Source organism: Aeromonas sp. HMWF015 (assembly GCF_963878965.1).
GTDB lineage: Bacteria > Pseudomonadota > Gammaproteobacteria > Enterobacterales > Aeromonadaceae > Aeromonas > Aeromonas veronii.
The window spans coordinates 11,809-26,241 of sequence record NZ_CAWNZT010000196.1; the positions used below are offsets into that span (position 1 = coordinate 11,809).

General features: G+C 61.2%; 11 protein-coding genes and 1 pseudogene. 9 read left to right on the forward strand and 3 right to left on the reverse strand.

Annotated features, from left to right (window positions below):
• From glnE to AACS18_RS10250, 3 genes are all read right to left on the reverse strand, one after another.
• Positions 1 to 1,433 (reverse strand): bifunctional [glutamate--ammonia ligase]-adenylyl-L-tyrosine phosphorylase/[glutamate--ammonia-ligase] adenylyltransferase (gene glnE / locus AACS18_RS23305; protein ID WP_374956641.1); only part of this gene is annotated, 1,433 nt, incomplete at its 3' end.
• 159 nt (positions 1,434 to 1,592) lie between these two features.
• Positions 1,593 to 2,039, reverse strand: coding sequence for a GNAT family N-acetyltransferase (locus AACS18_RS10245; RefSeq protein WP_108614218.1), 447 nt, complete (start codon positions 2,037 to 2,039; stop codon positions 1,593 to 1,595).
• An 83-nt stretch (positions 2,040 to 2,122) separates the two neighbouring features.
• Entirely contained in the window at positions 2,123 to 3,373 is a 1,251-nt protein-coding gene (locus tag AACS18_RS10250; RefSeq protein ID WP_108614219.1) for a methyl-accepting chemotaxis protein, read from the reverse strand.
• Between the two features lie 100 nt (positions 3,374 to 3,473).
• On the opposite strand from AACS18_RS10250, the gene AACS18_RS10255 reads away from it, so the two are divergent.
• The 9 genes and pseudogenes from AACS18_RS10255 to AACS18_RS23310 form a co-directional block, all read left to right on the forward strand.
• A complete protein-coding gene (locus AACS18_RS10255) occupies positions 3,474 to 4,226 on the forward strand; it encodes a potassium channel family protein (protein ID WP_258228907.1) in 753 nt (250 codons plus the stop codon).
• Positions 4,227 to 4,372: 146 nt separating this feature from the next.
• Positions 4,373 to 4,978: a TIGR04211 family SH3 domain-containing protein gene (locus AACS18_RS10260; protein WP_005335443.1), complete on the forward strand. Its 606-nt coding sequence runs from the start codon at positions 4,373 to 4,375 to the stop codon at positions 4,976 to 4,978.
• A gap of 314 nt (positions 4,979 to 5,292) precedes the next feature.
• Positions 5,293 to 8,457, forward strand: a complete 3,165-nt coding sequence (gene putA / locus AACS18_RS10265) for a bifunctional proline dehydrogenase/L-glutamate gamma-semialdehyde dehydrogenase PutA (RefSeq protein WP_108614221.1) — start codon at positions 5,293 to 5,295, stop codon at positions 8,455 to 8,457.
• 221 nt (positions 8,458 to 8,678) lie between these two features.
• Positions 8,679 to 9,458, forward strand: a complete 780-nt coding sequence (nudC, locus tag AACS18_RS10270) for an NAD(+) diphosphatase (protein WP_108614222.1) — start codon at positions 8,679 to 8,681, stop codon at positions 9,456 to 9,458.
• A gap of 180 nt (positions 9,459 to 9,638) precedes the next feature.
• Positions 9,639 to 10,706, forward strand: coding sequence for a uroporphyrinogen decarboxylase (hemE, locus tag AACS18_RS10275; protein ID WP_005335440.1), 1,068 nt, complete (start codon positions 9,639 to 9,641; stop codon positions 10,704 to 10,706).
• 112 nt (positions 10,707 to 10,818) lie between these two features.
• Positions 10,819 to 11,748, forward strand: a complete 930-nt coding sequence (locus AACS18_RS10280; protein WP_108614223.1) for an ROK family protein — start codon at positions 10,819 to 10,821, stop codon at positions 11,746 to 11,748.
• 60 nt (positions 11,749 to 11,808) lie between these two features.
• The gene (gene epd, locus AACS18_RS10285; protein ID WP_108614224.1) at positions 11,809 to 12,819 is read left to right on the forward strand and encodes an erythrose-4-phosphate dehydrogenase; all 1,011 of its coding nucleotides are present in this window, start codon (positions 11,809 to 11,811) and stop codon (positions 12,817 to 12,819) included.
• 61 nt (positions 12,820 to 12,880) lie between these two features.
• Positions 12,881 to 14,044: a phosphoglycerate kinase gene (locus tag AACS18_RS10290; protein ID WP_005335436.1), complete on the forward strand. Its 1,164-nt coding sequence runs from the start codon at positions 12,881 to 12,883 to the stop codon at positions 14,042 to 14,044.
• A gap of 115 nt (positions 14,045 to 14,159) precedes the next feature.
• Positions 14,160 to 14,433 (forward strand): annotated as a pseudogene (locus AACS18_RS23310) (class II fructose-bisphosphate aldolase); the annotation flags it as partial.

Consider the following 14,433-nt stretch of genomic DNA (forward strand, 5'->3'; position numbering starts at 1 on the left):
TTTTCCAGCTCGGCGGCGTCTAGCTCGGTGCGCCAGAGATCGAGCCAGAGCTGCTCCAGATGGGCGGGGGCCTCTTTCTCTTCCCCCACCACGGCGGCGAACTCCTGATGGACGGCGGCCATCTCCTCATCCAGATAAGCCATAAAGGCGCCCCAGTCGGCAAAGCCGAGGGCGGCAATCAGCCGCTGGCGATCCCGCTCCTCGGTGGGCAGGGTCTGGGTCTGCTGATCGCCGATCTCCTGCAATATGTTCTCGACCCGGCGCAAGAAGCGATAGGTCGCCAGCAAGCGATCGCAATGGGCAGATTCGAGAGCGCCACATTGGGCGATGGCAGCCAGCGCCTCCGGCAGGTGACGCACCCGCAGTGCCGGCTCGCGACCACCGCGAATAAGTTGCAGCGCCTGGGCGATAAACTCCACCTCGCGAATACCGCCTGCCCCCAGCTTGATGTTGCCCTCCAGCCCCTTGCGGCGCACCTCGGCGGCGATCATCGCCTTCATCTGGCGCAGACCGTCGATGACGCCGAAGTCGATATAGCGGCGAAACACGAAGGGGCGCAGCATCTCGGCCAGCTCCACTGCGTGTTCGCACTGGGGCCCCAGTACCCGCGCCTTGACCATGGCGTAGCGCTCCCAGTTGCGACCGTGATGCTGGTAGTAATCCTCCATGGCGGCGAAGGAGATGGCGAGCGGCCCCGCCTCGCCAAAGGGGCGTAAGCGCATATCGACCCGGAACACCTGACCATCCTGCGTGGGCTGGTGGAGGGCGTTGATGATGCGCTGGCCCAGCTTGATAAAGAACTGCTGGTTGGCGAGCTCGCGCCGCCCGCCAACCGTGTAGCCGTTTTCGGGGAAGGTGAATATAAGGTCGATATCCGAGGAGAAGTTGAGCTCGCCACCGCCGAGCTTGCCCATGCCGAGGATAAGCAGCGGCTGCGGATTGCCATTGCCGTCCATCGGGGTGCCCAGCTCGCTGCACTGTTTGGCGTAGAGCCAGTCGCGAGCGGTGCAGATCAGGGCATCCGCCAGCTTGGTGAGGTGGATAAAGCTCTCTTCCACCGCCGCATGGCCCAGCAGCTCGCGCCAGGCGATCACCAGCATGCGGCTGCGGCGGAACTGGCGCAGGATGCGCTTGAGCGCCTCTTCATCGCTCACCTCGGCGAGCAGGGCTGTGAGGTCACTCTGGTAGGCGGGCCAGCGCTCGGAGCGCTCCAGATCTCCGGAGGCGAGCAGCTCGGTCAGCAACTCCGGCTGTTTGAAGAGGGAGTCGGCGACAAAATCGGAGAGGCCGAGCAGGGTCAGCAGTGTCTGGCGAACAGGCTCGGGCTGCGAGCCATAGTCGGGGGCCAGCTCGACCAGTCGCTGCCATTGGCGCTCGGCCTGTTCTTGCAGCAGGGGGGAGAGGGCGGAGAAAGAGGGAGAGTGCTGGGCCACGGTTGCCGTCCTTGTGGTTCACGACAGCGGGTTAACGACACGGGGTTAACAACGCTGCCGGTTCAAAATGGTGGCTGCCAATCTAGCACTGTCAGGCCCCCGCGTCACAGCGCAGGGGCGAGAAGCATGATCCGGTGGGAATTATTGGCCGCCAGTCAATCAGGTGCGCTGGTAGATGGCAGGGTTGTAGATCTCCATCAGGCTGTCTGGACTTGCTGGGGGCGCAAAGCCAAAACCGGCATAGAGGCCGTGAGCATCAGAGGTGGCGAGAGCGAGACGCCGTAATCCCTGCAACTCGGGATGGTCGACAATGGTTGCCACCAGTGCCTTGCTGTAACCCCGGCCGCGGTACTCAGGCAGCACGAAGACATCGGCCAGATAGCCAAAGGTGGCCTTGTCGGTGATGACCCGGGCGAAGGCAACCTGCTGACCATCGACATAGCCGCCAACGCAGAGGGAGTGGTTGATGGCCCGCACCACAGTGCTGTGGGGAATACCACGGCACCAGTAAGCCTCTGCGGAGAGAAAACGGTGGATCAGCGGCACATCGAGCCGCCCCTTGTCGTCACTGAGCTCGAGTGGTGGGTGCGTTGCATTCTGCTGCATATTGGCTCCTTGCCGTGCGCTGGAAATGAGAAAGGCCCCCTCAAGGGGCCTTCCAGTCTAACCGGATTGGGGCATGAAAACAGTCAGGCGAGCTTGAAGGACTGGATCTGGTTGTCGAGCTCCTTGCTGTGCTGCTCGACCAGTTCGGAGGCCTCTTGCAGTTCACGCAGCACCACGACGGAGCCTTCGGCGATCTGCTTGACCTGCTCCAGATTGCCGCGCATCTCTTCGGCGACCGAGCTCTGCTGCTCGGATGCCGCGGCGATCTGGCGGTTCATGTCGGCGACACCCTGTACCCGCTGCACTATGGTGGCGAGCTGGGTTCCGGCCTGGGTCACCTGTTCCACCCCCTTGTCGGCCTGGCGCACGCTCTGGGCCATCAGTTCGGCGGCCTGACCTGCATTGCCCTGCAGCTGCTCGATCATCTTCTGAATTTCGACGGTGGCGGCCTGAGCACGGTTGGCCAGCTCGCGCACTTCGGAGGCCACCACGGCAAAGCCACGACCTGCTTCACCGGCGCGAGCCGCTTCGATGGCCGCGTTAAGTGCCAGCAGGTTGGTCTGTTCCGAGATGCCGCGAATGGTATCGACCACAGATCCAATGCGCTCGACCCCTTGTTCCACCTGATTGACCACGGTGGCGGAGCGCTGGATGTTGCCGGAGAGGGTGTCGATGGTGCTGACGGTATCGGCGACGCAGCGGCTCCCCTCTTCCGCCAGCTGGCTGGTTTCGGCGGTGGCGTGAGAGGCCTGATCCGCATGGGCGGCGACTTCGCGAATGGCGCTGACCATCTGGCTCATGGCGCTGGCCAGTTGTTCGATCTGGGTGAACTCTTCGTTGATCGCTTCGTTGGCCTCTTCCATGCAAAGGGTCACCTGGGAGGCGATGTCGTTGAGCTCCTTGCAGGCGGCGCGCTGGTTGCCAAACACCTCTTTGAGGTTCTCCTGCGAGTGGGAGACCGCCTTGGCGATGTCACCGAATTCGTCACGAGACTTGAGCAGTACCTTGTGGCTGAGGTCCCGCTTGGCGAAGCGCTCCAGCAGGCCCACCAGATAGTGCACCTGCTTGACCATCAGGCGGGAGCCGGTAAGCAGCAGGATCACGAACAGCAGCCCCATGATGGTGGTCTCCATCAGGCCGGTCCAGAGCAGGCGATTGGAGATCGCATCCGCCTTGGCGGGATCGAGCCCTTCGCTGAGCAGGGTCGCTTCCAGATTGTTGGCGTCAAACCAGAGTTTGGTCAGTAGCAGGAGGGTACTGAACACCATCAGCAGCACCACTTTGGGTACCAACCGGATGTTGCTCATTCTTTTCTCCAGCAGGTTCAGCTGCATTGTCATTCTCCTTTTAAAAGCCGTTTTTCCTTTGCCCTCAGGACTATCGGCATTATCTTCTCTTTTATTAATTTGCACCGTGTTTAAAGTTGGAAAATGTATGCGACATCACTTAACTCATCTGCGGGCGATGGATCTGCTGATGGCATTTCTGTCGATTATCTCGGTTGTGCTGGTGACGGCCCGCTGGTGGGGCCATCAGACACTGACCCCCCAGACCCTGCAGCTCTTCTATGACCTCGACAGTCTGATCTGCTACTTCTTCCTCGCGCACTTTGCTTATGGCTGGATCCGGGCCTCCGATCGCAAGGCCTATTTCAAGGCCAACTGGATCTATCTGCCGGGTAGCCTGCCGATGGCGGAGCAGCTGCGCTGGGCTCGGTTGATCCAGCTGTGGCGGGTCTATCAGCTGTTCAAGGAGCACCCGGATCTCTGGGCCATGTTCCGTCGCGAGCGCAACGAGACCACTCTCTCCGGCATCCTGTTTCTGTTCTTCCTGCTGCTGGGGGTGGGCTCCGGCGTCATGTACTGGATTGAGTCAGGCCAGCCCGGCAGCCAGATTGAGACACCCTATGACGCGTTCTGGTGGACGCTGGTGACCCTCTCGACAGTGGGTTACGGCGATTTGGTGCCCAAGACCGAGGAGGGGCGGTTTGTCGCCAGCTTGTTGATTCTGTTCGGCGTCGGTCTGTTCGGTGCCATCAGCGGTTTTATGGCCAGCTTGTTTTTGCAACCTCACAAGGGAGAAGGCGAGAGCGACAAGTGGCGTCATCACTACAACAACCAACAAGAGGAGCTGCTGCGGGAGATCCGCGCCCTGCGCAGCGAGGTGCGGGAGCTGAAAAACAAGTGAGGCTGCGGGCGGGCAAGTTGCGAGGTGACTCGCAACTCTGCGCTCTTTATCCGGGGGGAGGTGCTTTTTCTTTGCTTGTCCTTTAACCTGCTGGCGGCTTAACATTCAACCTCTTGTCCAAACCTGAAAAAGAGAACCGATCGACCATGCGCGCCCTTCTCGGGATTTTGATCTGCTTGTGTGCCCAACAGGCACTGGCCGATACCCGTTATGTTTCAGACAACATCTTTACCTATATCCACAATGGCCCTGGTACCCAGTACCGGATCCTTGGCAGCGTCAAGGCTGGTGAACCGCTGGAGGTAAAGGCGGTGAACAGCGAGGCCGGTTTCACCCAAGTGGTGGACGGTCGTGGCCGCGAGGGGTGGATCAAGAACAGCGAACTGCAGAGCCAGATCAGCCTGCGCGAGCGTCTGCCCCAAGTGGAAAAAGAGCGCGATGAGCTTAAAGATCGCCTGCAGAACCTCAACGGTGACAACGAGAAACGCTTCACCGAGAAGGATGGTCAGATCGCTGCCCAGAGCAAAGAGATCGCCGCCCTCAAGGCCCAGCTGGTCAGTCAGGGTGAGGAGATGAGCAATCTCAAAGAGCAGAATGATGCCCTGACCCAAAGCTACGACAATCAGGAGCACGACATGCAGATGGACTGGTTTATCCGTGGTGGTGCCATGGTGGGAGCCGGTATCCTGCTCGGCATCCTGCTGCCCATGCTGCCCCGTCGTCGCAGCCGCGGCGATCGCTGGATGAACTGACAGCATCTGGCTGAATGAATTGCTGAGAAGGGTCGCCGTGGCGGCCCTTCTTTTTTTGGGGCGTATTGGGTGGAATGCGTGGCTGCTTTGCGATAGAGCGGTGGCAGATCGTATACAAAATGAAGTCAGATGACCCTCACGCTTGCTGGCGTATTAGCTTCAAAAGGGAATTCATGGGGGGAATGAGCGATATTTGTTAAAGAGTGGCAACAAATTCATTTCATATAGGGTGCAACATTGTATACATTATCGGCGTTTCGGCGGCGCGTCCGCCTTTGTCGATATCAGCCCTCGGGCGTACAGGAAGACCCCATATGTTCAAAGCTACTCAAGTGCTTGCCGCTGACTATATCCCCTCCGATCTGGCCGCCCTGCGCGAAGCCATCACCCAGAACTATGTGGTGGATGAAAATGCCTATCTGGCCGAGCTGTCGGCCATGCTGCCGGGGGATGGCGCCTCGCTGGAGCAGGTGACCCAGCGTGCCCGAACCCTGGTGACCAAGGTGCGCAAGGAGAGCGGCTCCGGTGACGGTATCGACGCCTTCCTGCAGGAGTACAGTCTCGATACCCAGGAGGGGATCATCCTGATGTGTCTGGCCGAGGCGCTGCTGCGCATTCCCGATGCAGAGACCGCTGACGCCCTGATCAAGGACAAGCTCTCCGGCGCCAACTGGTCATCCCATTTCCGCAAGAGCGACTCTACTCTGGTCAACGCCTCCACCTGGGGGCTGATGCTGACCGGCAAGATCATCAAGCTGGACAAGAAGCTCGACGGCAACCCGGCCAACCTGCTGGGACGGATGGTCAACAAGCTGGGGGAGCCGGTGGTGCGCTCCGCCATGTACGCCGCCATGAAGATCATGGGCAAGCAGTTCGTGCTGGGGCGCGACATGAAAGAGGCGCTCAAGGCGAGCCGCAAATCCCGCGAGCTGGGTTACACCCACACCTACGACATGCTGGGTGAATCGGCGCTGACCATGCAGGATGCCGACAAGTATCTGACCGATTATCGCAACGCCATCGAGGCGGTGGGCAACGAGCGGATCAGCGATGGCGGCCCGTCCCCCTCCATCTCCATCAAGCTCTCGGCGCTCCATCCGCGCTATGACGTGGCCAACCGCGAGCGGGTGCTCGGCGAGATGTGCGAGCGGCTGGTGGGGCTGGTGCGTCTGGCCCGCGACAAGGATGTGGCCATCAGCATCGATGCCGAGGAGATGGACCGCCTCGAGCTCTCTCTCGATCTGTTCGAACAGCTCTACCGCTCCGACGCCAACCGTGGCTGGGGCAAGCTCGGCATGGTGGTGCAGGCTTACTCCAAGCGCGCGCTGCCGGTACTCTGCTGGCTGACCGCCCTGGCCCGCGAGCAGGGTGACCTCATTCCGGTTCGCTTGGTAAAAGGCGCCTACTGGGACAGCGAACTGAAAAATGCCCAGCAGGCGGGCCTGCCCGGCTACCCGCTCTTTACCCGCAAGGCGGGCACCGATATCTCCTATCTCGCCTGCGCCCGCTACCTGCTGAGCGAGCCGACCCGCGGCTTTATCGCTCCCCAGTTCGCCACCCACAACGCCAATACCGTGGTCAGCATTCTGGAGATGGCTGGCGATCGCCAGTTTGAATTCCAGCGTCTGCACGGTATGGGGGAGGAGCTGCACAACGCCGTGCTGAACGACAATCCCGGCCTGCACTGCCGCATCTATGCGCCGGTCGGCGCCCACAAGGATCTGCTGCCCTATCTGGTGCGCCGTCTGCTGGAGAACGGGGCCAACACCTCCTTCGTTCACAAGCTGGTGGATCCCAACACCCCGGTGGACTCGCTGGCCGAGCACCCGCTGCGGACCCTCAAGCGCTACTCCGGCTTTGCCAACGACCGGATTCCGCAGCCGGTGAACCTGTTCAGCGACCGCAAGAATTCCAGCGGCGTCAATATGAACATCCTCTCCATCCAGCGCCCCTTCTTCGCCCGCTTGAAAGAGCTGGAGAGCAAACAGTGGCTGGCAGGGCCCATCGTCGATGGTGAGACCCTCAAGCGCAGCGAAGCCCGCACTGTGCTGAGCCCGCAGGATGTGAGCCTGACTGTCGGCAAGATCCACTGGGCCGACGAGCAGGCGGTGGAGCAAGCCCTGGCATCGGCCCACGCCGCCTTCCCGCGCTGGCGCGAAACCCCGGTGAGCGAGCGGGCCGCCGCGCTGGAGAAGCTGGCGGACCTGTTGGAAGCGAACCGCGAGCAGTTTGTCTCCCTCTGTACCCGCGAGGCGGGCAAGCTGCTGCAAGATGGCATCGATGAGGTGCGTGAAGCGGTGGATTTCTGCCGCTACTACGCGGTGCAGGCCCGCAGCCTGATGGGGCAGGCGACCCTGCTGCCCGGTTATACCGGCGAGCAGAACGAGCTGTTCCTGCAGGGGCGTGGTGTCTTTGTCTGCATCAGCCCGTGGAACTTCCCGCTGGCGATTTTCCTCGGCCAAATCGCAGCTGCGCTGGCTACCGGCAACACCGTTATCGCCAAACCGGCGGAGCAGACCGGCCTTATCGCCCATCTGGCGGTGACACTGGCCCATCAGGCCGGTATTCCGGGCGACGTGCTGCAACTGCTGCCCGGTGACGGTGCTACCGTTGGCGCCAAGCTGACTGCGGACTCGCGCATCGGCGGCGTCTGCTTCACCGGCTCCACCGAGACCGCCAAGCTGATCAACATGACCCTGGCCCAGCGCGATGGCGCCATCCTGCCGCTTATCGCCGAGACCGGCGGTCAGAACGCCATGATCGTCGACTCCACCGCTCTGCCGGAGCAGGTGGTGCGCGACGTGGTGAGCGCCGCCTTCCAGAGCGCCGGTCAGCGCTGCTCGGCCCTGCGGGTGCTCTACCTGCAGGAGGAGATCGCCGAGCGGGTGCTGGAGATCCTCACCGGCGCCATGCAGGAGCTGAAAGTGGGCAACCCGGCCGAGCACAACACCGACGTCGGCCCGGTGATCGATGCCGATGCCAAGGCGGGGCTGGATGCCCATCTGGCCCGGATGATCCCGCGAGCTCGCCTGATTGCCCAGGCGCCGATGCCCGCCGCGACCATGGAGGGACACTTCGTTCAGCCGACCGCGCTGGAGATCGGCTCCATCCGCGAGCTGACCAAGGAGCAGTTCGGCCCCATCCTGCACGTGGTGCGCTATGCCACCCGGGATCTGGACAAGGTGATCAGCGACATCAACGGCACCGGCTACGGCCTGACGCTCGGGATCCACAGCCGCAACGAATCCCACGCCGAAGAACTGGCGAGCCGTATCAACGTGGGCAACGTCTACATCAACCGCAACCAGATCGGCGCCATGGTCGGGGTGCAGCCGTTCGGCGGCCAGGGACTCTCCGGCACCGGCCCCAAGGCGGGTGGCCCCCACTATCTCGGGCGGTTTGTTACCGAGAAGACCCGCACCATCAACACCACTGCAGTGGGCGGCAACGCCTCCCTGCTAGCGATGGGCGATGCCTGATCCGCTTCGATAGAAGCCGGATACGGGATACCGGATAACAACGGGCCGCCTTCGGGCGGCCCCTTTATTTGCGCCATCCGTTTTTTACGAATGGGACAATCGGCCACGGCGGGGTCGTCAGCGACCCGTGCTGGTCGTAAGATGGGAGCCATTCGCGCGGCGCTTGCCCCTTGGTCGGCCAGCCGTGGTCAGGGTTCTGTTTTAACGAGAGTGTTTATCTGATGTCATTAACCGAACAAGCCCGCTGGTTCGTGCTGGGGGGCGATCATCTGGTACAGCTCGATCAGCAGGGAGAGGTGCCACAAGGAAGTAAAGCGTGCCTGCCCGCAGCGCTGGCTGACGCCCCTTTCGAGCGTTTTGATGAGTGGCAGGGGCTGCCCTGCTATCTGCTCGATCTGGGGGCTGAGGCCGACACGACTATGATGGCCCCCCTGCGCCAGTTGATGGTAGCGGGGGATGAAGAGGGGTTTCGTCTCGCGGGCCGTGCCTGGCAGCTTGTTACCTTCCGCCGCACCCACCGTTTCTGCGGCGAGTGCGGCGCCCCCATGACCCCGAAGGCGGGGGAGTGGGCGCAGGTGTGCCAGCAGGGGCACAGCGTCTATCCGCGCATCTCCCCCTGCATCATAGTGGCGGTGCGCAAGGGGCCGGAGATCCTGCTGGCGGCTCATCGCCGTCACTATCAGGCGGACGATCCCATGTATACCGTGCTGGCCGGCTTCGTGGAGGCGGGAGAGAATCTCGAGCAGTGCGTGGCACGGGAGGTGTTCGAGGAGAGCGGCGTCCGGGTGCGCAATGTGCGCTATGTGGCGAGCCAGCCCTGGCCCTTCCCCCACAGCCTGATGATGGGTTTTACCGCCGACTACCAGAGCGGCGAGATCCGGGTGCAGGATGACGAGCTGGTGGCCGCCGCTTTCTTTGCCGCCGACCGGCTGCCCCGTTTGCCGCCCCACGGCACCATTGCCCGGCGGCTGATCGAGTTGTCACTGGCTGGCGAGGGGTAACAGCGCTTATCTTTTCGCCAACCTTTTTGCACTTCTTTTTAAAAACGGGGCGCTCTGGTTTGCGCCCCTTCACATCTTTGCAACCGCGTGCCCATTTGCCACGTTTGGGGCAGTCCGCTCCGGTGGGCAAAGTGGTATTATGGCCGCCATTTTATGCGTGATATGAATTCAGGAACTGGGATGAAAGAGCTGAAGAACGATCGATACCTGCGCGCTTTGCTGCGTCAGGATGTAGACATGACGCCGGTATGGATGATGCGCCAGGCAGGGCGCTATCTGCCGGAATACAAGGCGACCCGCGCCCAGGCGGGGGATTTCATGTCCCTGTGCCGCAATGCCGAGCTGGCCTGTGAAGTCACCCTGCAGCCGCTGCGCCGCTACCCGCTCGATGCCGCCATCCTCTTCTCCGACATCCTGACCGTGCCCGATGCCATGGGGCTGGGTCTCTACTTCGAGCAGGGTGAAGGCCCGCGCTTCGAGCGCCCGATCACCTCCATGGCCGACGTGCAGGCGCTGCCCATTCCGGATCCGGAAGATGAGCTGGGCTACGTGATGAACGCGGTGCGCACCATCCGCCGCGAGCTGAAGGGCGAAGTGCCGCTCATCGGCTTCTCCGGCAGCCCCTGGACCCTGGCTACCTACATGGTGGAGGGGGGCAGCTCCAAGGCGTTCACCAAGATCAAGCAGATGATGTACGCAGAGCCGCAAACCCTGCACCTGCTGCTCGACAAGCTGGCCGACAGCGTGATTGCCTATCTCAACGCCCAGATCAAGGCGGGTGCCCAGGCGGTCATGGTGTTCGACACCTGGGGCGGCGTGCTCACCCCGCGCGATTACCGCGATTTCTCCCTGCAGTACATGCACAAGATTGTCGATGGCCTGATCCGCGAGCACGACGGTCGCCGTGTGCCGGTCACCCTGTTCACCAAGAACGGCGGTCAGTGGCTGGAGCAGATCGCCGCCACCGGTTGCGATGCGCTGGGTCTGGACTGGACCACCGACATCGCCGATGCCAAGCGCCGGGTCGGTGACAAGGTGGCGCTGCAGGGCAACATGGATCCCTCCATGCTCTACGCCACTCCGGCTCGCATCCGTGAAGAGGTTGCCTCCATTCTGGCCGGTTTCGGTCACGGCAATGGCCACGTCTTCAACCTCGGCCACGGCATCCATCAGGATGTGAACCCGGAACATGCCGGTGTGTTCGTCAACGCGGTACACGAGCTCTCCGCCCAGTACCACGGTCGCTAAGGCCGGGGCGAGAGAAGGAGAGTGTGTTTGATATCCGGGGCCGCAAGGCCCCGTTTTACATTAAAAAATGGCGCCGCGATGACGAGAGCGTGGCGGCCGTGCAGGAGGCAAGATGAGCAGCAAGTCACTGGATTGGGGTATCGATCTTGGTGGTACCAAGTGTGAATGTGTGGTGCTGGATGGCGACGAGGTGCTGCTGCGCCATCGCATCCCCACCGAGCGGGCGGGCGGTTATGACCATATGATCGGCCAGATCGCCAAGCTGGTAGCGCAGTGCGCCGAGAAGATTGGCCAGCGCCCTGCCGTCATCGGCATGGGCACGCCGGGGGCGCGGGATCCGCAGACCGGCCTGATGAAGAACTGCAATACCACCGAGCTCAACGGCAAGCCGTTCAAGGAGGATCTGGAGCGCAAGCTGGGCGTGCCGGTGCTGATCGCCAACGACGCCAACTGCTTCGCGCTGGCAGAAACCCATCTCGGTGCAGTGCGCCAGCACCATCCCGATGCAAAAGTGGTGTTCGGCATCATCATGGGTACCGGGGTCGGCTCCGGCATCGTTATCAACGGCCGCATTCTCAACGGTCATCACGGCATCGCCGGCGAGTGGGGCCACAACGTGCTCTCCCCCGATGGTCCCGAGTGCTACTGCGGCAAGCGTGGCTGCGTCGAGACCCTGATCAGCGGCCCGGCGCTGGAGGCCTGGTACGAAGCCAAGGCCAAGCGCCGCCTCTCGCTCGCCCAAATCGCGGCCGCCACGGCTCACGATCATGTGGCCAAGCTCACCATCGACCGGCTGCATCTGCTGTTTGGTCAGGCGCTGGCCAACGTAGTCAACATTCTCGACCCGGATGTTATTGTCATCGGCGGCGGGGTCGGCAACGTGCAGAGCCTCTACAGCGTGGGACGGCAGACAATTTTGCCCTTCCTCTTTAATCCCCGCTTCGCAACCCCCATTATTGCTCCTGCCCTTGGCGACAGTGCCGGGGTATTCGGGGCCGCACTGCTGGCCCGCGGTGAATTCAAGGAGGCCCTGCTGTCGTAGCCGGGGCTCCCGGGCGGCCGGTGTGCCGCCCTGTTGTAGGTTCAAGGAAACGGATTCTCGATGATCAAGATTGCCATCAATGGTTACGGGCGGATCGGTCGCAACGTGTTGCGAGCCCTTTATGAAAGCGGGCGCGACAAGACCATCAAGATCGTCGCCATCAACGAGCTGGCGGCCCCCGAGGCCATGGTGCACCTGACCCGTTACGATACCAGTCACGGTCGCTTCCACCATCCGGTGCAACTGGCGGGAAACAGCATGCTGGTGGGGGAGGATCTCATCTCCCTGTTTGCCGAGCGGGATCCGTCAAAGCTGCCGTGGCGGGCGCTGGGAGTCGATGTGGTGCTGGATTGCACCGGGGTGTTTGGCTCGCGGGCCGATGCCGAGCTGCATCTGACTGCGGGGGCGGGCAAGGTGCTCTTCTCCCACCCGGCGGATGCCGATGTGGATGCCACCGTCGTCTACGGGGTCAACCATCATACCCTCACCGGAGCGGAGCGGATCGTCTCCAACGCCTCCTGTACCACCAACTGCGTGGTGCCGGTGATTGAAACATTGCATCGAGAATTCGAGATAAATTGTGGTACTATTACGACAATTCATTCGGCCATGCATGATCAGCAAGTCATCGATGCCTACCACAGTGACTTGCGCCGAACCCGCGCTGCCAGTCAGTCCATCATTCCGGTGGACACCAAGCTGGCAAAGGGGCTGGAGCGTATCCTGCCCCACTTCGCCGGCAAGTTCGAGGCGATCGCGGTGCGGGTGCCGACCATCAATGTAACAGCGATGGATCTCAGTATTACTGTTCGTAAAAAAGTGACAGTTACTGACGTAAATCAAGCCCTGCAACGGGCATCCAGAGGTACATTACACGGTATTCTGGATTACACGGAAGAACCTCTGGTCTCCGTAGACTTCAATCATGATGCACACTCCTGCATCATTGATGGTACCCAGACCCGGGTGAGCGATGCCAACCTCGTCAAGATGTTGATGTGGTGCGATAACGAATGGGGCTTCGCAAACCGGATGCTGGATACCACCCGGGCCATGATGGCCGCAGGCTGAGCCTGCCCCGGGCGAAAGGTTACTGTTTTTAACATTACCTGGAAAATATAGAGGACTGAATATGTCTGTTATCAAGATGACTGACCTGGATCTGGCGGGTAAACGCGTTCTGATCCGTGCTGACCTGAACGTACCGGTAAAAGACGGCAAGGTCACCTCCGATGCACGTATCGTTGCGACTCTGCCGACCATCAAGCTGGCTCTGGAAAAAGGTGCCAAGCTGATGATCACCTCCCACCTGGGTCGTCCGACCGAGGGTGAATACAACGAAGAATTCTCCCTGGCTCCGGTTGTCAACTATTTGAAAGACGCTCTGTCCTGCCCGGTTCGCCTGGCCAAGGATTACCTGGATGGCGTAGAAGTCGCTGCCGGTGAGCTGGTTGTGCTGGAAAACTGCCGCTTCAACAAAGGCGAGAAGAAGAACACCGAAGAGCTGGCCAAAAAATACGCCGCCCTGTGTGACGTCTTTGTAATGGATGCGTTCGGTACTGCTCACCGCGCCGAAGGTTCCACCTACGGTGTGGCTCAGTTCGCACCGGTCGCCTGTGCCGGCCCGCTGCTGGCGGGTGAACTGGAAGCACTGGGCAAAGCCATGCTGAAGCCCGAGCGCCCGATGGTTGCCATCGTTGGCGGCTCCAAGGTCTCCACCAAGCTGACCGTTCTGGAATCCCTCTCCAAAATCGCTGACCAGCTGGTTGTCGGTGGTGGCATCGCCAACACCTTCATCGCTGCTGCCGGTCACAACGTCGGCAAGTCCCTGTGCGAGCACGACCTGATCGACACCGCCAAGAAACTGGCTGCCGAGACCAACATTCCTGTGACCACCGACGTGGTTGTAGGTGCCGAGTTCTCCGAGTCCACTCCGGCTACCATCAAGTCCGTCTCTGACGTAACCGACGGCGACATGATCTTCGACATCGGTCCGGATTCTGCCAAGGCCCTGGCTGACATCATCATGAACGCCAAGACCATCCTGTGGAACGGCCCGGTTGGTGTGTTCGAGTTCGACCAGTTCGCTGAAGGCACCAAGGTTATCGCTGAAGCCATCGCTGCTTCTCCGGCCTTCTCCATCGCTGGCGGTGGTGACACCCTGGCTGCCATCGACAAGTTCGGCATCGCTGACAAAGTCTCCTACATCTCCACTGGCGGCGGCGCCTTCCTGGAGTTCGTAGAAGGCAAGGTACTGCCGGCTGTTGCGATTCTGGAACAGCGCGCCAAAGCCTAATTGACCCGGAACGGGGGGCAAAAGCCTCCCGTTTCGTTTATCATGTGCCCGCTGTGCCGGTTCATGATGAACCCCCCATTTTTTATTAACGGCATACGAGACAGGACGATTAAACATGTCTAAGAAAATTTTCGACTTCGTAAAACCCGGCGTGATCACTGGTGATGACGTTCAGAAAGTGTTCGCCATCGCTAAAGAGAACGGCTTTGCTCTGCCGGCCGTAAACTGCGTTGGTACCGACTCCGTTAACGCCGTACTGGAAGCTGCCGCCAAGGTTAAAGCGCCGGTTATCGTTCAGTTCTCCAACGGTGGTGCCGTGTTCACCGCCGGTAAGGGTCTGAAGCTGGAAGGTCAGAAAGCTGCCATCCTGGGTGCCATCTCTGGTGCCA